This window comes from Phycisphaerales bacterium AB-hyl4, assembly GCA_041821185.1.
Lineage (GTDB): Bacteria > Planctomycetota > Phycisphaerae > Phycisphaerales > Phycisphaeraceae > Natronomicrosphaera > Natronomicrosphaera hydrolytica.
Window position 1 is genome coordinate 190740 of sequence record JBGUBD010000002.1, and the last position, 20567, is coordinate 211306.

The window sequence follows — 20567 nt, forward strand, 5'->3', positions numbered from 1 at the left end:
TTGCCGTCAAACGCCCGCCGTCGCCGGCTCGGCCGGCTGCTTCCGCCCCGGTCGCTGCTGTTTGATCCAGTCGCGGATCGCCTGCCGATCGTTTGCCCACCCGCCGCCGACACGACGTAACAAAAACGCCTGGTACAACGAATCGAGCGTATCCGCCAGCGAACGCACCAACTCCAGCCGAGCCTCCGTAATCTCGCGCGGGCTTTCCGCCTCCGCGATCTCAGGCAGCGCCGCCGAGCTGACCTGCCAGCGGTCGGCCTGCAACGACAGCTCCCACTGATGTTCGCCGTCGCTGATGATCAGTCCCGCTTTGCGCGGCCACTTGCCGGTCGCCAACGCTTCGTTCGCTTCACCGAGTCGTTGCGGCGCATGCCCGCGCAGGCTCTGCTTGCCGCGCACGTCCCAGGCGCAGTCCATGTCCAGCGTCTTGTCCATGGCCGCGAATACTTCGCCCGTGCGTCCGCCGGGAAACGTGACGCTCACCATGCCCTCGGCCGTCTCGCATTTCCACCAAAGCCAAAGCAGAAATTCGTTGCCAAGGAAGTCTTTGAGGTCGATTGCCTGCGCCCGCCAGGGGATGCTGGGGATGGTCACATCGCCGACGCCGTCCGCGTCTTCGTGGTCCGCGTGTGCCTCGGCGGGCGGGGGGGTGAACGGCGATGGATGCAAGTCTTCCCAGTCGCGAGATCGCCCTTCACTGCGCATCACATGGCCGGCCAACGTGCCGGAACTCATCACCTCCAGCTCAACCGCGAAGCTTCGCCGGAACAGCGAGGCAAGTTCTTCAACCACCGCATTGCCCGTTGCACCGGCGTACACGACATTCCGCTTCAGGTCCCAGAGCACGGGCACTTGCTTGGACCGCCGAAACTTGCCTGCCGCGAGGTCTTCCTGCACCTGGCGGGTGGACAGGTCTTTCGCGTCGCGTTTGTCCGCCTTGCTCGCGAAACCGGAGGGGTTGTCCGATGCGGCGGCCTGCTCGTTGATCTTGCGGTAGGCCTGCTTCACGTCGGCGGGCACTTTGTGCGTATCCATCCGCATGGCCAGCAGCAGCATCGGCTCCGCCGGGCTGCCGTAGCCGTTCTTCTCATAGGTGAACTGCGTGTCGAGCAGGTGTTCGCCGGTGATCCAGCCGACTTCGACCTCGTCGGGCGCGCCGATCTCCGTCTCCTGGAACTTGTGCTCCTTGAGAATCGAAAGGGCGGTTTCATCTACCGCAGGCGGGGCATCGCCTGTCACGTGGAAACGACAGAAACTCACACGGCCGGAGTGGAATGACATAGGCGGGCATCGGGTTTAGGGTTCGCGGGTCAGGGTGCCAGATCCGGGGGGCAGGTCCGGGGGCCAGAGTTGGCGATTGTACCGTCGCGGGGCAAGGCACGCGCCGTGTCGGTTGCAGGGGGCAGTGGGGGGTGTTGCAGGCCGTGGCGGTTGCGAACACGCTCCGCTGCGCTTCACGGCTAACCTTGCTAAACTTCCACCCATGCAACGGCTGATCGTCACCCTCGATGGCCCGGCAGGGTCGGGCAAGTCTACTGTCGCCCGCATGTTGGCCGACCGACTCGGCGTCGAATTTCTCGATACCGGGGCGATGTATCGCGGCCTGACCGCGAAGGCCCTGGACCGCGGCATCAACCCCGCGGAAGAGGGGTACGCAGTGGTGGGATTGGCGCGTAACTGCGACATACGCTTTGACTTCGGGCACAGCCCGCCGCGGCTTTTCATCGGCTCGCAGGACATGACCGAGCGGTTGCGCGATCAGCACGTTACGGCACACGTCAGCGATGTGGCCGCGCTGGCGGGCGTACGGCAGGTGCTCGTCGACGCCCAGCGGAAGGTGGGGGCGGAACACCCGCGGCTGGTGACGGAAGGGCGGGACCAGGGCTCGGTCGTGTTCCCGAACGCGGATGTGAAGTTTTACCTCGACGCGCGAGCGGCGGTGCGGGCTCAACGGCGGGCGGACCAAATTCGTGCTTCGGGACGGCATGCCGACCTTGAGGCGATTCGCGATGCGATCGTGGCCCGTGATCACAAGGATTCAACGCGAGCTGACGGACCGTTGATCTGTCCGGAAGATGCGCAGCGGATCGATACATCGGAGATGACGCTCGATGAGGTGGTCGATCTGCTGGAGCGACGCGTCCGCGAAGCGGTGGAGGCGACAGCATGATTCGTGGATTGCGTGCCCGTCAGCCGGGCTCACCACTATGGCGGATTTTTGCCTGGTACGCGATGATGTCGCTGTGCTATGTGTGGTTTTTCTGCTGCTATCGATTCCGCGCGTGGGGCGTTCGCAACATTCCCGCGACCGGGCCGGTGATGTTCGTCTCGAACCATCAGTCGTTTTACGACCCGATCCTTGTGGGGCTTGGGGCACACCGTCGGCAGTTTTATGCCTTGGCGCGAGCGAGCCTGTTTCGTAATCGCTTTTTCGCAGTGCTGATCCGCCTGCTCAATGCGATCCCCGTCGAGCAGGGGGCCGGCGACACGAAGGCGATGCGGCGGTGCATTGAGGTGCTCAAGCAAGGCCACGCGCTGCTGATCTTTCCCGAAGGCGCACGCACGCTCTCCGGCAAGACCGAGTCGTTTGAGACAGGGACGATGCTGCTGATCAAGCGGGCGAAGCCGACGATCGTGCCGGTCGCGTTGGATGGGGCGTACCACGTCTGGCCGCGGTCGCAGAAGCGGCCCCGCCTGTTCGGGCGGATGGGGGTCATGTACGGCGAGCCGATCCCCGCGGACGAACTGCTGGCAATGAAGCCTGAGGAGGCGCTGGCCCACCTCCAGCAGACGGTGGAGACCATGCGCCAAGACCTCGCTGGACGCATCGGCACTGCATCGACGGACGAGTAAATTCTCAAGCAGGCCATTGCCCCCAAGCTGAGCGATGCCCGCCCCAAGCCGAGCCCTGAGCGAGTCCGCGAGCGAAGGGCCGGATCATTCGGAATTTCAAATTGCTGATTTCTAATCGCTGATTGGATCGGCGTCGGGGCCACAATCAGCAATTAGCGATTAGAAATTAGCGATTCACCTGACCCGGGGCTTCGTCGCTGCGCTTCTCAGCCCTCGGCTTGACTCGATGTTTCTGTCTGCCCTGCCTCGTGCCGTGGGGCCGCAATATGCTACAATCACGCGTTTGGGATCCGATGCATTTGTCTTCTTGGAGAACGCATGAGCAAGGCTGCTGACGCGACTGCCGGGCCCGGTTCCGCTGTCACCGCTGCGGCGGATGGTGGGGCCGTCCTCAACAAGCTTGGCCTTGAGGCCGGCCACACAGCGATCGTGGGCCTGCAGTGGGGCGACGAGGGCAAAGGCAAGGTCGTCGACCTCATCGCCGGCGCTACAGCCGCTCAGGGCGGCGGTGGCTTTGATTGCGTCGTCCGCTACAACGGTGGCGCCAACGCCGGGCACAGCCTGCAGGTGGGCGATCAGCGTTACGCTCTGCACCTCGTGCCCTCAGGCATTCTCTACCCGGAAAAGATCAACGTGCTGGGCAACGGCGTGGTGATCGACCCGGCTCAGCTCGTCAAAGAGATTACCGAACTGAAGTCGCGCGGCATCGCTGTGGGTGAAAACCTCCGCATCAGCGACCGGGCGCACGTGGTCTTTGAGTACCACAAGGTGCAGGATGTGCTTTACGATCAGGCGGTTGCGAAAGCGTGGGGCTCGGATAAGCCTATCGGCACGACCGGCCGAGGCATCGGGCCCTGCTATGCGGACAAGGCGTTGCGCTCGACCGCGATCCGTGTGGCCGACATGCTCGACACGCCGCGGCTGCGTGACATGCTGCCGCGTATCGTCAGCGTGAAAAACGGCATGCTCAAATCGCTCGCAGACCTGTGTGGCCAATCGTTCGAGCCGCTTGACGCCGACGCGCTGCTCGCCACGGCGATAGAGCACGCCGAGGCGCTTCGCCCGCACGTTTGTGACACTGCCACGCTGTTGCACGATGCGATGAGCGGCGGCCGTCGGCTGCTGTTCGAAGGTGCGAATGCGACGTTGCTGGATATCGACCATGGGACCTACCCCTACGTCACGTCGAGCAACTGCTCGTCGTTGGGCGTGCACACCGGCACGGGCGTACCGGGGCATCGCGTGACCAACGTGGTGGGCATCGTCAAGGCGTATCAGACACGCGTCGGCGGCGGACCGATGCCGACGCAACTGGATGATGAAATCGGCGACCGCATCCGCGAGAAGGGCCGTGAATACGGCACGACCACCGGCAGGCCTCGTCGCTGCGGCTGGCTGGACCTGGTCGCACTGAAATACACCGCCGCGGTCAGCGGCGCGACCGGGATCGCGCTGATGCTGCTGGATGTTCTGGCAGGTCTTGAAGAATTGAAGGTGTGTGTCGGCTATCGTCACCAGGGCCGGGTGCTGAAGACGTTCCCGGCCGACGCGGACGTACTCGCTGCGGTGGAGCCGGTCTACGAAACGCTGCCGGGCTTCGCCGCCGAGATCGAGGATTGTCGCAGCTACAACGATCTGCCCGAAGAGGCGAAGGCCTACATCCGCCGTATCGAGCAGTTCATTGACGTGCCCGTGGTCATGGCCAGCGTCGGCCCGCGACGCGATCAAAGTGTGTTTCGATAAAGGCAGGGTTTCTGGTTTCTTGTTTCCGGTTCCTCGTTATGGCAAATGTTGCCTGGCACTAAACCAGAAACCAAAAACCAGAAACCAGAAACGCTTATGCCCTCCACAACCGCCAACCAGCAGGACGCGACCGGGACGCCTCAGCCCGGCGATACGCCGCGCCTGGAACTGCCGTCGGCCGAGTTGCCCCGGCACGTAGCGGTCATCATGGATGGCAACGGCCGATGGGCGCAGCAGCGCGGACAGGATCGAACGTTCGGCCATCGCAAAGGCGCTGAGGCCGTCCGCGCCGTCGTCACCGAATCCGCCAAGCTCGGCCTCGACGTGCTCACGCTCTACAGCTTCTCTACGGAGAACTGGACCCGCTCGCAGAGCGAAGTCGCGTTTCTCATGAATCTCTACGTCGAATACCTCGTTCGCGAACGCGAAACGCTCGCCGAGAACAACGTCCGCTTCATCCAGATCGGCCGACGCGAAGGCCTGCCCACCCCCGTGCTCCACGAGATGGACCAGGTCATCGAAGCCACCTCCAAGAACACCGGCCTAACCCTCGCGCTTGCGTTGAACTATGGCAGCCGGGCCGAGATCACCGACGCGGTTCGTGCGATTGCCCGCAAGGTTGCCGCCGGCGAACTGTCGCCCGACGCGATCGAAGACACGACCATCAGCAACCATCTCTACACCGCCGGCCTGCCCGATCCGGACCTGCTCATCCGTACCGCCGGCGAAATGCGACTGAGCAACTACCTGCTCTGGCAGATCAGCTACGCCGAGTTTTACGTCGCCGATGTATGCTGGCCTGACTTCCAGGTCGAGGCCTACCACAAAGCGCTTCGCGCCTATGCCAAGCGGCAACGCAAATTCGGCGCGGTGGTGTGACGACGCGGTGTGCCGTTGCCCGCCCTTTATTCCGGCCGCCCCCAACCCAACAGTCGGCCGATGTTGAAACGACTGGCAGGCTGCTCCGGCTTTGCCGATCGCGTCGCCTGCTCCTGCTTGATGCGTTGCAGGTCGTCTTGATGACGCGACAGGGCTTTCCGCAGGAACTGGCGCGACTCGCCCTGGTCTTCGAAGTCATGCTCCGTGAAGATCAGCACGGTGTAGCCCAGTCGGATGCGGTCTTCTTCCGCCAGGGTTTTGTAATGTGAAATGCGATGGCCGTTGACGAACACACCGTTACGGCTGGCCTTGTCTGCCACGACGTAGCCGTTCTCGTAGGGCATGAAGCGCACTTCAAGATGGTGCCGCGAAGTTTTGACATCCGGCAGCGTTGCCAGCAGTGACCGGTCGCGGCCGACCACCAGCGGCCGATCGATCGGCACGGGAAACCACCGCCCCTCGCAAGGGCCGTTCATCACCAGAATCGTCGCCACCGCGTTTCCCCCTTCACTGGACAAGCAAAACCAACCGACCACGCCCCGGTCGATGCGCGACGGTACTGTTCATATATTAACAGACGCCCCCAATGCCATCCGCGGAACTGGACGCGGGGGCTTCCCGATTTTGTCATCGTGCGATTGCTTTCACGGCTTCAGGCCCGCATGGCTATCCGCTGAACAGTACGGAGAAGTCCGCGAAGGAAACATAAATCAACAGAACGAGAACGACCAACACCGCTGCAGCGGGCACGCGGAATCGCCAGGGCGTCATCTCGACATCGCCCGTGGCAGTCTGCGCCCAAGGTGTGGGCAGCGGGCGCAGCCAGCCGATCAGCAGCATGATCAGCACCAGCAGCACGAACGCGCCGCCGAGGAAGTGAAACTCACCCATCGCCGCAACGCCCTGGTTGAACGGCGGCACGAAGTAGCCGACAGCGATGCCGCCGCAGCCGAGCAGCAGCGCGACCTTGGCTGCGAGTGGCGGCACGCGCGGCGCGAGGATGGCGACGACCACGACGGCGAAAATCGGGATGAAGTAAATGCCGTTCATCTGCTGAAGGTAGGTGAAAATACCCTCTTGCCCGATCAGCAGCGGCGCGATGATCATCGCGCCGATCGCGACGACCCAGCCGAACCGCTTGCTCACGCGGACCACCTGCTGGTCGCTTGCCTGTTTGTTGAGCACGGCTTTGTAAATGCCCGTGCCGAAGAGCGTCGTGGTGGCGTTGAGCGCGGAGTTGAAGGAACTGAGGATGGCCCCGGCCATGACGGCGGCGAAGAAGCCGGTCAGCGGTGCGGGCAGTACATCGAACACAAGCATGCCGTAGGCATGGTCGGGATGAATGTCGCGCTCGGCGTAAAGGTGAAAGGCGATGATGCCCGGCAGCACGAGATAGAGCGGGCCCAGCAGTTTGAACAAGCCGGTGAGCAGGACGCCCTTTTGCCCCTCCGCGAGGCTGGAAGCGCCGAAGGTTCGCTGGATGATCTGCTGATTGGTGCACCAGTAAAACAGATTCAGCAGCAGCACACCGGTGAAGAGGGTGAAGAAGGGGACTTCGGTTTCGGGGCCGCCAACGGAGTTGAATCGCTCGGGGTTGGTGTCCTGGAGGATGCGCCAGCCTTCGAAGACGCCGTCGCCGCCGCTGACTGCTTGAAGGCCGAAGTAGGTGATGAGGAATCCGCCGATGAGCAGGCCGATGCCGTTGAGCATGTCGGATACGGCAATGCTGTTGAGTCCGCCAAACAGGGCGTAGCAAGCGCCGATGATGCCGACGAACCAGACGGTGAGCCAGACGAGCAGCCTGGTGTTTTCAATGCCGGTCAGGGCGCTGAGGTCGAGCATGCCCATGAGGCCGGCGGCGCCGGTGTAGAGGATGATGGGCAGGAGGATGGCGGTGTACGCGCCGAGAAAGATGAGGTTGGCGATGATCTGCGTGCCGCCGTCGAACCGGAGGCCGAGGAACTGCGGCAGCGTGGCGATGCCGCTTTTGAGAAACCGCGGCAGGAAGAACAACGCCATGGCCACCAACGCGAGCACTGCCACGACTTCCCACGCCATGACGCTGAGCCCATAGCGAAACGCCGAGCCGTTGAGCCCGACCATCTGCTCGGTGGAGAGATTGGTCAGCAGCAGCGAGCCGGCGATGAAGGGGAAGGTCAGCGATCGGCCGGCGAGGAAGTAGCCGGTGGAGGTTTGATGGTCGGCCTTCCGCGTCGTCCACCAGGTGATCAGCCCCACGGCCCCGGTGAAGGCGAAAAACGAAAAGAGCGTGATTGCGTATGGCATGGTGCGCTCCCGTGACGTGAAGATGATATGCCGACCCGGACGCGAGGCACCTACAATTTAACATGGAAACGGGAATGGACTGCAAAGATTTGTCGAGATCAAGGTAAGGCGGAGTCACACCATACGGCGGCGTAACCGGCCGACGGGCAGAACTTGCCGTGAGGTGGAAGCCGACGATTCGATACGGCCGACGTGTTAACGCGTGTCGGCGCTGCGCGAGGTGGCGTCATTCTCACAGCAGGATGCAATGAGACAGCAGGTCGCCGGGGCGGATGTTGCGGCGGCGCTGCTGATTGATGGCTGTTGCGGTTGCGACTGTTGCAGGACGTAGGGCGACTCGGCCTCGCGTTCGTCTGCGGACTGGGCGGCGCCGGTGGGGCGGTCGTCGACTTCCACGGCCTGCTCGGTAGTGGGCGTGATGATTGTCGAGGCGTGGGCGAAGTCGACCAGTTGCATGCCGGCGACGCCGAGCACGACTGCGAGCACCGCGGCGACCCCCGAGGCAAGGCCGCGAGCCGGCGCTTTGGAGAATGTCACATGCGGCGAAGGCTTGCCGAAGAAGGCGGCGTTGGCGATGGCGAGGTAGTACGCGGCGGAGATGGCCGAGTTGATCACGAGGACAATGATCAGCCAGATGTAGCCGCCTGTGTAGGCCGCGCCGATGAGGTAGAGCTTGCCGAGGAAGCCGACCAGCGGCGGCAGGCCCAGCAGTGAGATAACGCTGAGCACGAGCACGCCGGCGAGGGCGGGCGAGCGTTGCCAGAGGCCGGCGATGTCGTCGTAGGTTTCGGCTTCGTCGCCGCGAGCGCGAAGGCAGCCGAGCACGCCGAAGCTGGCGATGGTCGCCAGGCCGTAAGCGACGAGATAGAACAGCAACGCGGCGATGCCGTTGTTCAGTGACGAACCGCCGACCACCGCCGGGCCGGCGAGCAGGCCGACGAGCATGTAGCCGGAGTGTGCGATTGAACTGTAGGCGAGCACGCGCTTAACGTTGGTCTGGAGCAGGGCGAGCACGTTGCCGACGGTCATGGTGATGGCGGCGAGGCCCCACAGCAGGCCGACGATCACCGGCGGCAGCGGGTCCCACCCGACGAGGCTGACGATGTAGATCAGTGCAATGAAGCCGGCTGTCTTGGGCACGAACGCGAGCAGGGTGGTGACGGCAGTCGTGGCGCCCTGGTACACGTCGGCGGCGTAAAAGTGCATCGGGAACGCGGCGATCTTGAAGCAGATGCCCAGGATCGACAGCACGAGGCCGGCGGTCAGCAGCGGGCTGAGCTGGCCTGCTGCGGCCTGCTCCTGCGCGATGGCGGCGATCTCGACGAAGTTGGTGAAGCCGGTTGCGCCGTAGATGAGCGTGAAGCCGTAGAGGAACACGGCCGCGGACATTGCGCCGAGGAAGAAGTACTTGACCGCCGACTCCTGCGCGGTGATGCGGTCGCGAGCGGTGGCGACCATGACGTAGGTGGGCAGGCTGGTGAGTTCGAGTGCGAGGAACAGCCAGACGAGGTCGTCCGCGCCGGCGGTGATCATGACGCCGACGATAGTCATGAGGAAGAAGGCGTAGAACTCGCCGCGCGTGCTGTTGCCGGGGTCGAAGGATTTGGCGGACTCGGCGAGGCGGTTCTGGCGGACCTGCTCCGGCACGCCGGCGGAGACCATCAGCAGCAACAGGCCGATGACGACGGCGGCGTACTTGATGTAAACGGTCATCGCGCCGAAGCCGAACTCGCTGTAGGGCACGCCGGTGATGGCGATCAGTATGCCGGCGACCACCAGCGACGCGGCTGCGACCCAGACGGTCGCTTGCCGTACCGCGGGGTTGCGGTGCAGGCCGGTGATCAGGCAAAGGCCTGCACCGACCAGCAGGGCGATCTCAGGCCAGAGCGAAGCGAATTTGGCGAGCATTTCTTCCATGGCGAAAATCGGTTTCTTGTTCCAGGTATCTCGTTTCTGGTTGGGCCTCGTTCAGGCTCGCTTCTGGTGATTTGCAACCAGAAACCAGAAACGAAAAACCAGAAACCTACTTTATTCAATCTCCAGGCGAAGCGTCATGCGGTCGCCTGTGGTGGTTTCTTCGATCAGTTCGTTGGCTTCGACGAGTTCGGTTTCGGTCAGTCGTTCGACCTCGGCCTTGGCGGCGGCGGTCATGTTGCCGACGCTCGGCTCGAGCGATTGCAGGATCGGGAACGGCAGGATGCCGAAGACCAGACAAGCCACCGCCAGCGGCGCGAGGGTTGCGATCTCGCGCGTGTTGAGGTCTTTCACCGGGGCGTGATGATCGTCGTGGTCATCGTGTGGCGGGATGCGCGTCGGGCCAAAGACGACCTTACCCATCATGTAGAGCAGGTAGATCGCGGCGAGGATCATGCCCGCACCGGCAGCGAAGGCGTAGGGGATGCCCAACACACCTGTGGGCGAGAGGAACGTGCCGGCGAGGGTGAGGAACTCGCTGACGAAGCCGTTCAAGCCCGGGAGGCCGACGCTGGCCATCACAAAGAAGCCCATGAAGGTCGCCCATACGGGCATGACGCGGGCGAGGCCGGACATCAGCGCCATCTCGCGTGTGTGGAAGCGTTCGTAGATCATGCCGACGCAGAGGAACAGCGCGCCGGTGGAGAGGCCGTGGTTGATCATGTACATCACCGCGCCGACCGCGCCGATGTCGTTGGCGTCGAGAGCGAACAGGCCCAGCACGCAAAAGCCAAGGTGACTCACCGACGAGTAGGCGATGAGCTTCTTGATGTCCTTCTGCACCCAGCAGACCAGGGCGGTGTAGAGGATGCCGATGACCGCGAGGACGCCGATGTAGGGAGCGAACACCACCACGGCTTCGGGGGTCATGGGCAGCGCGAAACGCAGCAGGGCGTAGGTGCCCAGCTTCAACAGCACGCCTGCCAGCACGACGGAGCCAGCGGTCGGGGCCTCGGTGTGCGCCAGCGGCAGCCAGGTGTGCACCGGCCAGAGCGGGACTTTCACGGCGAAGCCGGCGAGCATGGCACCGAGCACGAAGGCCTGCTGCGTGAAGTTCATGCCCTGCGCGGTTTCGTACAGGTCGGCAATGGCGAACGACCACGCGCCGGTCGCGTCGGCGTGCAGGAAGGCGACGTACAGCAGGCCGGCGAGCGTGAGCATCGAGCCGGTAAAGGTGTAGAGGAAGAACATCTTCGCCGCCGCGAGGCGCTGCCGCGAGCCGAACACGCCGATGAGGAAGTAGAGCGGGATGAGCGTGAATTCGAAGCAGATGTAGAAGAAGATGATGTCGGTGGCGAGGAACACGCCGGTCATGGCGGCCTGGAGCACGAGCAGCCAGAAGTAGAACTCGCGGGCGCGATGTTCGACGGCCGTGAGCGAGCCGAGGATCACGATCGGCATGAGGAATGTGGTCAGCAGCACCAGCCAGAGCGAGATCGTGTCGAGCCCGAAGCCGAACGTCAGGCCCCACTCGGGAATCCAGCGGATTTCGCTGGCCATCTGAATGCCGGCTTCGCTCCAGTCAAACTGAAACGCGACGACCAGCGAGAGCACGAACGTGACGACCGTGCTGACGAGTGTCCACGCCCAGGCGTTGCGGCGGTCGTCGAACCAGGGGTTCGGCACGAGCATGCCCAACGCCGTGATGAGCGGCACGAGCAGAAGCAGCGGGATGAGCCAGTTGGAGGTTTCCATGAGCGAATTTCTGATTGCGGAGTTCTAATGGCTGATTTTCGACCGTCTCTCGCCGCTTCGCGGGCCGCTTTACACCATCGCCCACAAGACGAGGGCGGTGATGATGGCGACGCCGGCGGCCATGCCCAGGCCGTAGCCTTGCAGTCGACCGTTTTGCGACGGCCGCAGGCCCAGGCCCAGCAGCCGTGGCACCCACGCCAAGCCGTACACGATGCCGTTGATCAGGAACTGGTCGAGGATGTAGAAGACCCAGCCCATCAGCCGCAGCGGGCGACGGATCAGGACGTCGTAAATCTCATCGACGTAGTACTTGTTGTTCAGCAGCGTCACGATGGGTCGTGTCGCGTCGGCGAGCTTCGCGACGGCGTCGCGGTTCTTCACGTGCAGGTACCACGCCAGGGCGATGGCGACGATGGCGATCGCACCGCTGATGAAGAACATCGCGATGTGCGGGTCCATGCCCAGCAGCGGTCGGCCGTGCGGGATGCTGGTGTGCGTGCGGGCGGTGGAGTCGTAGACCATGCTGCCGATCCAGCCGTAGCTGTGGCCGCCGAACGCACCGACATAGCCGAGCAGTCCGCCGAACAGCGAGCCGATGGCGAGAATGACCAGCGGGATGTTCATGGGCCACCACGGCATTTCGTGCGGCTCGTGGTGATGGCCGTGGGCATGATCGGCGCCATGCTCGTCGTGGTGAGCTTCGTGGCCGTGGTCTGCGTCGGCGTGGCTGTGATCAGGCGATTGCGGCTCGGGGGCGCCGTGATCGTCGTCGCCCATCTCCCACTTTTCAGGGCCCCAGAAGACGCGGAACCAGGCGCGGAAGCCGTAGCTGGCGGTGATGAAGGCCGTGACCAGCGCGAGGATGCCGAGCGTGAAGTACCACGCGCTGGCGCCCTCTTCGGCTCGACCCCAGTCGAGCGTGTAGGCGATGATCATGTCCTTGGAGAAGAAGCCGGTGGTCAGCGGGAAGCCGGCAAGCGCGAGGCAGGCCGCGAACATCAGCCAGCAGGTTACGGGCATTTTGTGCCGAAGGCCGGACATCTTGCGGATGTCGAGCTGGCCCGCCATGGCATGCATGACAGAGCCGGCGGTGAGGAACAGCAGGCCCTTGAAGAATGCATGGCTGATCAGGTGCCACATCCCCGCGGTGGGCGCAAGCACGCCCACGCCGAGGAACATGTAGCCCAGTTGTGAGACGGTGGAGTAGGCGAAGATCTTTTTAATGTCGTACTGACATAGGGCGATCGTCGCGGCGAAGATCGCGGTCAGGCCGCCGATGGTCGCGACGGTGGGCAGGGCGTAAGGGCTGAACTCGAACAGCGGCATCAGCCGGGCGACCATGTAGACGCCGGAGGTGACCATGGTGGCGGCGTGGATGAGGGCGGAGACGGGCGACGGGCCTTCCATCGCGTCCGGCAGCCAGACGTAGAACGGAATCTGCGCCGACTTGCCCAGAGCACCGAGCAGCAGCAGCAGGGGGGCTGCCATCACCCAGGTGGTGTTCTCCGGCAGGCTGGCGGACTCATAAGCGGCAAGGGCGCCTTCGGTGAGGCTGGAGACGTCGACCTGCCCGATGAGCGCCTGCGCCGCGGGGAGGATGTCGGCGTAGTGCACCGACCCGAAGGTCATGTACACGGTGAGGATGCCCATCGCGAAGCCGAGGTCGCCGATGCGGTTGACGATGAACGCCTTTTTCGCCGCCTCGACCGCCGCGGGCTTGTGGTAGTAGTAGCCGATCAGCAGGTAGCTGGCCAAGCCGACCATTTCCCAGCCGAGGTAGAGCATGATGAGGTTGGAGCCCATCACCATGCTGGTCATCGCAAAGATGAATAGCGCCACGGCCGCGAAGAAGCGGGCGTACCCGCGATCGCCCGCCATGTAGCCGGTGGCGTAGAGCGCCACCAGCGAGCCGATGCCCGTGACCACGAACAGCATGACCATGGTCAGCGTGTCCATGTAGTAGGCGAAGTCGGCGGTGAAGTCGCCTACATGGATCCATCGGAAGAACGTGACCGTTTCGCCGACGTCGAGCCCGCGCACCTGGCCATAGACCGAAATGGCCATGAGGAAGGGAATCGCGATCGACGCGACGCAGATGGCCCCGGCCGCCTTGCGCCACTGCGGCTTGATGCAGCAGATCATGCAAAGCACCGCACCGAGCAGCGGAATCCAGGGCAGAAATTTGATCAGGTCGAGGTCCATGGTTCGTCCGAATTTCTAATTTTTAATCGCTGATTGCTGATTGAAAGGCCATCGCGTCATGCAGTGACAATTCGCAATTAGAAATCAGCAATCAGCAATTCCCTCTAGCCTCGCATCAATGCCCACGCCTGCGCGTCCAGCGTGCGTCGGCGTCGGAACAGCAATACCACCAGGCCCAGCGCCAGCGCCGCCTCGGCCGCCGCGATGGTCAGCACGAAAATCACAAACGTCTGGCCGGTCACATTCACATGGAACCGACTGAACGCGACAAGCGACACGACAATGCCCTGAAACATCAACTCGGTACAGAGGAACATGATGATCAGGTTCCGCCGTGCGATAAAGCCGATCATTCCGAGCGAAAAAAGAATCGCTCCGAGCACCAGGAAGTGCGACAGCAGCAGGTTATCGATGGGTTCAGGCATCAGTTTGATTTCTAATTTTTAATTTCTGATTTCTAATCTGATGAACGGTACTGTTGCCGTGGCAAAATCAGCAATTAGAAATCAGCAATCAGCAATTCCCTCAGGTTCCCACTCGTCCCCCGCTCGCGCCGCGGGCTTCGGAGTCATGCGGGCCCGGTTCGTCGTGCGGGTGTGTCGTTGCGCCCGTTTCGTCCGGCACGGGCGGGGTCGGTTTCTCTTCTTCTTCAATGCGCGTCTTGGCGATCACCACCGCGCCGATCAGGGCGATCAGCAGGATGATGCCCGCGAGTTCGAGCCCCAGCGGGTGAGAGCGGAACAGGTCCAGGCCGACGCGTTCGGTGTTGGAAATGCCCTGCGTGCCGCCGAGTGCGACGGCGTATTCGGTTTCGGTACCCAGTTCGGGGTTCAGTTGTGCCTGGATACGCTCGGTCAACCGCATGCTCGGGCGATTGGTGAGCACCTCGGCCATGAGTTGCTCGTCTGACTCCATCCACGCGGCTTCATTGCTCGTGATGCCCGGGTCGGTCGTCACCTGCAACAGCACCGCTAGCAGCAAAAAGCCGGCGACAATCGCGCCGACTGGCTCGCGGGCGACGCGGTCATAGTCGGGCGAAACGTCCGGCTCGTTGGCGGGCGAATCTTCACCCACCGCCGGGGCGGATTGCGTTGCGAGCATGATCACGAACATGTAGGTGACCAGAATCGCGCCGCCGTAGATGATGATCATGGCAAAGGCCATGAACTCCGCCGCGAGGATGAGCAGCAGGCCCGCCGAGGAAAGCACGACCATCACGAACCACAATGCCGAGTAGACCGGCCGTGTGTGCGTGATGACGCGGACGGCCCCGACGATGGAGATCGCCGCGAACAGGTAGTAGTAGCCGAACGTCTCCCAGGGGATGCCAGCCAGTTCGCTCGGCAGGCTCGCCGCGAGGAACAGCCAGAGGCCGCCCAAGGCCGCCGCACCGATAACCGCCCCGACAAGGCCGAGGTTGAACCGCCGTTTGGGCATGATCAGCAGCAGCGCGACTGCGCCGAGGATCGAAGCCAGATAGATCGCAAGTGGCGTTTGCATGCCGCCTTGTGTCCAGTTTCAGCACACTGTAAATCTGCCAACGCTCGCGCGCCAGACCACGAAGCGAACAGGATAGGACCGTTGCGCAAGCTTTGCAACAAACGGCCCCATGCCGATGCAATCAGCGATGAGCGATCAGCAATTAGAAATTCCCACCGATCCGGCCCTTCGCTCGCCAACTCGCTCAGGGCTCGGCTGAAGGATGGGTCATTCCTCGCTCGCGGCTTCCAACTCGGCGAGCTTCGCCTCCAGCTTTTCGATACGCTTTCGCATCTTGCGGGAGTCGGCGACAAGGTCGGGCAGTCGTGTCATCGCCAAGATCTGCCGCTTCGCGTCGGCGAACGGCTGTGCGGGGGCACCGCCGAACTGCACCTTGTCGGGTACATCGCTGGCCACGCCGGATTTGGCTGCGATTTGTGTCTGATCGCCCACCTTCAAGTGGCCCGCCACGCCGACCTGCCCGCCCATCGCGACGTACGCTCCGGTCGTCACCGAGCCTGCCAACCCCACCTGGGCGACGAGCAGGTTGAACGGGCCCACCTTTGAGCCGTGGCCGATGGTGACGCCGTTGGAGAATTTGCTGCCCCGGCCGACAACGGTCGAGCCCATGGTGGCCCGGTCGACCGAGCAGTGGGCGCCCATCTCTACATCGTCCTCGATGACGACGTTGCCGGCGGGCGGAATTTTGTGATGCACCGGGGGTTGGCCCGGCTCGCCATGGGTCGCATAGCCGAAGCCGTCCTGTCCGATGGAGCAGCCGGCGTGGAGGGTGACGCGACTCCCCAGCCGACATGCATCGTACACCGTGACGCCGGGGTGCAAGGTGCATTGATCGCCCACCGTCGCCCCTCGTCCGACGTAGCTGTGCGGGTAGAGCACGCAGCCATCGCCGACGACCGCCCCCTCACTCACCACGGCGAAAGGCCCGATGTAGCAATCGCGGCCGATCGTGGCGGACGACGCGATCGACGCCTGCTCGGAGATGCCGGGCGCGGGCGGCGAGCGAAAGCCGACCAACTCGACCATCGCCTGGCGAAAGGCGAAGTACGGGTCGTCGGCGATTAGCAGCAGTCGATCGTCCGCCATCCGTACATCGTCGGCCGACACCACCACCGCCCCGGCCTGCGTCGTGCCGAGCAGCTTCGCGTACTTGCGATTCGCCAGAAAACTCACATCACTCGGCTGCGCCTGCTCAAGCGTGGCGCAGCCGGTCAGTTCGACATCACCGTTGCCCTGCACGGTCGCGCCGATGCGTCGGGCCAGATCGTTGGCAGTCATGCTCATAACTGCGACAGCATAGCAGCGCCGGCACTGTGATTTCGAATCATCGACATCACACGCCTGAGCGGCGTCGCGATGTGGGGACAAAAAAAAGCCCCCCCGAGCCAAACGGGCCTCGAGGGGGCGGGGGGCGTGTGGGCAACAAATCAGGTGTGGGCGCCCCCATGGTGTTCAAGTTGTGGCCGAGCCGATCAATCGATCGGGTTCACCACGATGTTGATCTGGTCGCGGATCACGCGGCCATCGCTTTGCAACTCGGCGGTGACCACAGCCGTGCCGGCCTGATCGCTGGTGAACCGAGCCATACGGCCCTCTTCGGTCGGTTCGATCTCGCCGACCGACGTGCTCCAGTCGATTTCCACGTCACGGCCGAGCAGGTTAGCCGTCTGCGCCATCACCGTGGTGGTTTCGCCGACGAGGATGTTCGTGTCGCTCGCCGAGAGACTTACGGTCGGTTCCTGAGCATCCATCGCAGTGGGGCCTTGCTCACACGCCCCAAGCATCGCGATCGCCGCCACCAGACTGAACATTCCACCAATACGCATTCGCTTACTTCTCATCATGATCCACTTTCCTTTCACAACCGCCCGGTATCGTTCACACGCACGCCCCGCCCGGGCAGCGGAGGCTACCGATCTCAGCACGAAAATGCAGCGAAAACCGCTTCATCGTCGCACTACATCGGCCAGAGGCACACGCCTCTTCAACAAGAGGTACGGGGGTGCTTCGACGAATGGATGATGTTTATTTGGGAATTATCGAACGCAACGCTTGCAACGAAATGACAGATCTCAACGCCATGGTCTGTGCGGGATCGCAACGACGGTGGCGGACAACAATCGACGCGACCACGCTTTGCGATTGACCAATATCGATGAAGGGACTACACGCTCACTGGCGCGACGTAGCTGCTGCGGACGCTTCCGCTCTCTGCCGTGCTGCTCTTAAGGTCGCACGGATGGGCGACATCGCCCAGATCGAAGTCGCGCTCGTACAACGCCGCGACTTCGCTGAGCACATCCTCGCCAAGCGGCGGCGCATCACACGCCGCTGCGAACGTCTGCACGTCTTCAAGGTTCAGCAGGTTCGGCTCAATGCTGACCATCGCCGGCTGTGCCGCGAGCCACTGGAAAGCGAACTGACGTAGCGTCAGCCCCAGCTTCGCCGCGATGGGTTTGAGAATGGTGTTTTTCCGCAGGCCGTACACCAGCCAGTTACGATCGCGAAACTTGCGATGATCGTGCGCCGGGAACTGGTGATTCTCACTTTTGAATTCTTCATCGAGCATGCCCGAGTTGGTTGGCACGCGTGCGATCACGCCGCCCGCGCCGCGCTTGGCCGCTACTTCGCAAAACTCCCTGCCGGGGTCTTGTTCATAGACGTTCATCACCGTCTGCACCGTCGCCGCGCCGCGCTGGAACGACTCGTAACCTTCTTCGCGCCAGCCGATCGCCGGGCCGAGTGCGACGCCCCATTCGCGGATCTTGCCTTCGCGCTTGATCGCTTCGAGGGTATCGAACAGTTCATCGGTGAACTGCGGGAGCTTGAGGTTATGTGCCTGGTAGAGATCAATGCAGTCGATACTCATTCGCTTAAGCGATTGTTCGAGCTCGAAGCGGATGGCTTTGGCGGAGAAGTCCTGCTTGCGTTCGCGGTGGCCGCCTTCTTCGCCTGGGTCCTTGTAGAAGTCGTAGCCGAACTTGCTGGCGATGATGAGGTTGTCACGGCCTGCGTGGTCGATGGTGGCTTTCATGAGCGCTTCGGCGCGGCCGTTGCCGTACGCCGGGGCGGTGTCGAAAAAGTTGACGCCCAGGTCGTATGCCTGGTTCTGAAGGCGGACGCCGTCCTCGTCGGTGAATTCGCCCCACCAGTTCGTGCCGAAGACGAAGTTGCCAAACGCCAGCAGGGAAACGGACAGGTCAGTGCCGGGGATGTTGCGGTATTGCATGGGTCAATCGTGGGGTGTTGGAGGTTCGGTTGAATCAACGGCATTTTAGCCGGTTCGCGGTAGTGGTGTGGCGAGGGGTGCGGGGTTTCTGGTTTGTGGTTTCTCGTTTCTGGTTTTGCATGACGGGCTCGCCACGCGTAATTCAGAGGTGAATAATCACAACCGGGAGACTACATGCCGATGATGCGGTCGATTTCTTCGATGGCAGTGTTGCCTTGGATGACCATCTGCATGCCGGCTTCGCGCAGGGGGGTATACATGCTCATTTCGACAGCCTTTTTCATTGCCGCCATGCCGCCGTTGTTGAGGATGACGTCGCGGATGTCGTCGTTGGCATTGAGCAGTTCGAACACGCCGTACCGACCGCTGTAGCCGGTGTTGAAGCATCGTTTACAGCCGGCGGGCTTATAGATCGTACCCACACCGTCGACGCGTCGGCCGAGGCGCATGCTCTGGCTGGGCGGCGGCGTGTAAGGCTGCTTGCATTCGGGGCAGAGCTGGCGGGCAAGGCGTTGCGCGAGGACGAGGTTCAGCGTGCTGGCGACGAGGTAAGGTTCGACGCCAAGGTCGAGCAGGCGGTAGACCGTGCCGATGGTGTCCTTGGCATGGACGGTTGAGAGCACGAGGTGGCCGGTGGTGGCGGCCTGCATGGCGGTGGTGGCGGTTTCCCTGTCGCGGATCTCGCCGAGCACGATGACGTCCGGGTCCTGGCGGAGCACGGATCGCAGCAGGGCGTGGAAGTCCTGCCCGCGCTGGGCGTCGACGGGGATCTGCGTCACGCCGGGGATTTCATACTCGATCGGATCTTCAATGGAAACGATGTTGCGCTGCTTGGCATCGATCTGACGCAGCACGGCGTAGAGTGTGGTCGTCTTGCCGCTGCCGGTGGGCCCGCAGACCAGCAGCATGCCGGTGTCCTGGCGGGAGAGGTCTCGAATCTGTCGGTACATACCTGGTGGCAGGCCGATGTCGTTGAGTAACTGCGGGGCGCTGACGGGGTCGAGCACGCGAACGACAAGCTTTTGGCCGTGCATCGCGGGCGTGTAGCTGACGCGGTAGTCGACCCGCCGATCGGGCGCCTTGCAGGAGAAGTGCCCCTCCTGCACACCGCTGCGATCGGAGATGTCGATATCGCTGAGGACTTTGACGAGGCTTTGCAGGCGTTTGCCTACGTCGGCGGGAATGCTGGCGGCCTCGACCATGCCGCCGTCGACGCGGAGGCGCATGAGCAGGCCCTTGGGTTTGGGCTCGAGATGCACGTCTGACGCACCCGTGCGAATGCACGCCAGCAGCAGCAGACGAAGCAGTTGGATGGTCTGGGCGGTGTTGGCATTCGTGCTGTCTGCTGCGTGGACAACCTCGCTTCGGCTGTTGATCAGCGAAAGGTCAGCCGCTTGGTAGGGAACGTTCTGCCCGACCGTCGTCAGTGTTTCAAGCGTTCCGCCGAAGTCGTTTCGGCCGATCATGACGGGCCCGACGTGGTCGTCTTCAGGCTGTCTGAGCAGGCTGTCGGTGGTTGCAGGCCTGGGGGCTTGTTTCGCGACGAAACTTTTCCCGCCGCGCTTTCCGCGACCGCGTGCCGCTGTGTCGCCGCCGAAGTGGTCGACACCGCCAGCGGGCTCGCTGTTGATGAAGTCGACATGATGACCCGCGATGACGCTGCCGCTTACGTCCTCGCCAGCGGTGATGCCTTCACCACTGGTGATCGCTTCGCCTTCATCGGCGGTTTCAAGTTCGCTTATGTCGACCCGGTCGTCATCGGCCGGTGCGGGTTTTGGCTGAGCCGCCTGTTGGTGTTCGACCTCGAGTCGCGTGGCCTCGTCCGGATCGACAAAGCGGACGCGCACCCGGGCCGACCCGACGTGAAAGGTGTGGCCGCTGCGCAGCCTGGCCTGACGAATGACCGTGCCATTCAGACGTGTGCCGTTGCTTGAACCGAGATCACGCACCATGACACCGTCTGAAGTCAACTCAACTTCGCAATGGAATCGGCTGACGCGATCATCTTTCACGCGGACGTGATTGGTGGGGTGTCGGCCGATGGTGATCTTCGGTTGCCCCTCGTGCAACGCGACGCGGCTTATATCACCTTCATGGTCGATTTCAAGATGCGCCATGGAATTGATCTACATTTAGTATGGCCGACATCACTCGGCCAACACAGCCTCGCGCGTCGATACTCGTCCCGGATGCGAACTGACGCCTC

16 protein-coding genes are annotated in these 20567 nt (G+C 62.9%); 4 read left to right on the plus strand and 12 right to left on the minus strand.

Translation table 11 applies throughout. The features are described from left to right. Positions 1-6: 6 nt before the first annotated feature. Positions 7-1281, minus strand: a complete 1275-nt coding sequence (locus ACERK3_03330) for a hypothetical protein (protein MFA9477323.1) — start codon at positions 1279-1281, stop codon at positions 7-9. Positions 1282-1483: 202 nt separating this feature from the next. Between ACERK3_03330 and cmk the strand changes: the two genes are divergently transcribed. The 4 genes from cmk to ACERK3_03350 all read left to right on the plus strand — a co-directional run bounded on the left by cmk (position 1484) and on the right by ACERK3_03350 (position 5475). Continuing rightward, complete coding sequence (gene cmk / locus ACERK3_03335) at positions 1484-2170, plus strand: (d)CMP kinase (GenBank protein MFA9477324.1); 687 nt, start codon at positions 1484-1486, stop codon at positions 2168-2170. Further along, a complete protein-coding gene (locus ACERK3_03340) occupies positions 2167-2853 on the plus strand; it encodes a lysophospholipid acyltransferase family protein (protein MFA9477325.1) in 687 nt (228 codons plus the stop codon). The genes cmk and ACERK3_03340 overlap by 4 nt, the downstream gene beginning before the upstream one ends. Before the next feature lie 318 nt (positions 2854-3171). Beyond that, a complete protein-coding gene (locus tag ACERK3_03345; protein ID MFA9477326.1) occupies positions 3172-4596 on the plus strand; it encodes an adenylosuccinate synthase in 1425 nt (474 codons plus the stop codon). 96 nt (positions 4597-4692) lie between these two features. Next, positions 4693-5475 carry an isoprenyl transferase gene (locus ACERK3_03350; GenBank protein MFA9477327.1) on the plus strand — a complete coding sequence of 261 codons (783 nt, stop codon included), beginning with the start codon at positions 4693-4695 and terminating at the stop codon, positions 5473-5475. A 26-nt stretch (positions 5476-5501) separates the two neighbouring features. Here the strand turns inward: ACERK3_03350 and ACERK3_03355 are convergent, their stop codons facing one another. From ACERK3_03355 to ACERK3_03405, 11 genes are all read right to left on the minus strand, one after another. Further along, positions 5502-5969: an FHA domain-containing protein gene (locus tag ACERK3_03355; GenBank protein MFA9477328.1), complete on the minus strand. Its 468-nt coding sequence runs from the start codon at positions 5967-5969 to the stop codon at positions 5502-5504. A gap of 172 nt (positions 5970-6141) precedes the next feature. Then, entirely contained in the window at positions 6142-7761 is a 1620-nt protein-coding gene (locus tag ACERK3_03360; protein ID MFA9477329.1) for a solute:sodium symporter family transporter, read from the minus strand. A gap of 195 nt (positions 7762-7956) precedes the next feature. Then, positions 7957-9678 carry an NADH-quinone oxidoreductase subunit N gene (locus tag ACERK3_03365; GenBank protein MFA9477330.1) on the minus strand — a complete coding sequence of 574 codons (1722 nt, stop codon included), beginning with the start codon at positions 9676-9678 and terminating at the stop codon, positions 7957-7959. A gap of 111 nt (positions 9679-9789) precedes the next feature. Further along, complete coding sequence (locus ACERK3_03370; GenBank protein ID MFA9477331.1) at positions 9790-11430, minus strand: NuoM family protein; 1641 nt, start codon at positions 11428-11430, stop codon at positions 9790-9792. A gap of 69 nt (positions 11431-11499) precedes the next feature. Then, positions 11500-13632: an NADH-quinone oxidoreductase subunit L gene (gene nuoL / locus ACERK3_03375; GenBank protein ID MFA9477332.1), complete on the minus strand. Its 2133-nt coding sequence runs from the start codon at positions 13630-13632 to the stop codon at positions 11500-11502. Positions 13633-13736: 104 nt separating this feature from the next. Continuing rightward, positions 13737-14057 carry an NADH-quinone oxidoreductase subunit NuoK gene (nuoK, locus tag ACERK3_03380; GenBank protein ID MFA9477333.1) on the minus strand — a complete coding sequence of 107 codons (321 nt, stop codon included), beginning with the start codon at positions 14055-14057 and terminating at the stop codon, positions 13737-13739. A gap of 100 nt (positions 14058-14157) precedes the next feature. Then, on the minus strand, positions 14158-15132 hold the full coding sequence (locus tag ACERK3_03385; GenBank protein ID MFA9477334.1) for an NADH-quinone oxidoreductase subunit J: 975 nt from the start codon (positions 15130-15132) through the stop codon (positions 14158-14160). Between the two features lie 207 nt (positions 15133-15339). Further along, positions 15340-16416, minus strand: a complete 1077-nt coding sequence (lpxD, locus tag ACERK3_03390; GenBank protein MFA9477335.1) for a UDP-3-O-(3-hydroxymyristoyl)glucosamine N-acyltransferase — start codon at positions 16414-16416, stop codon at positions 15340-15342. A gap of 188 nt (positions 16417-16604) precedes the next feature. Further along, positions 16605-16976 (minus strand): hypothetical protein, encoded by a 372-nt coding sequence (locus ACERK3_03395; protein MFA9477336.1) that lies wholly within the window; start codon positions 16974-16976, stop codon positions 16605-16607. A gap of 320 nt (positions 16977-17296) precedes the next feature. Beyond that, positions 17297-18361 (minus strand): aldo/keto reductase, encoded by a 1065-nt coding sequence (locus ACERK3_03400; GenBank protein MFA9477337.1) that lies wholly within the window; start codon positions 18359-18361, stop codon positions 17297-17299. 170 nt (positions 18362-18531) lie between these two features. Then, positions 18532-20478, minus strand: coding sequence for an ATPase, T2SS/T4P/T4SS family (locus ACERK3_03405; protein MFA9477338.1), 1947 nt, complete (start codon positions 20476-20478; stop codon positions 18532-18534). Positions 20479-20567 lie beyond the last annotated feature (89 nt).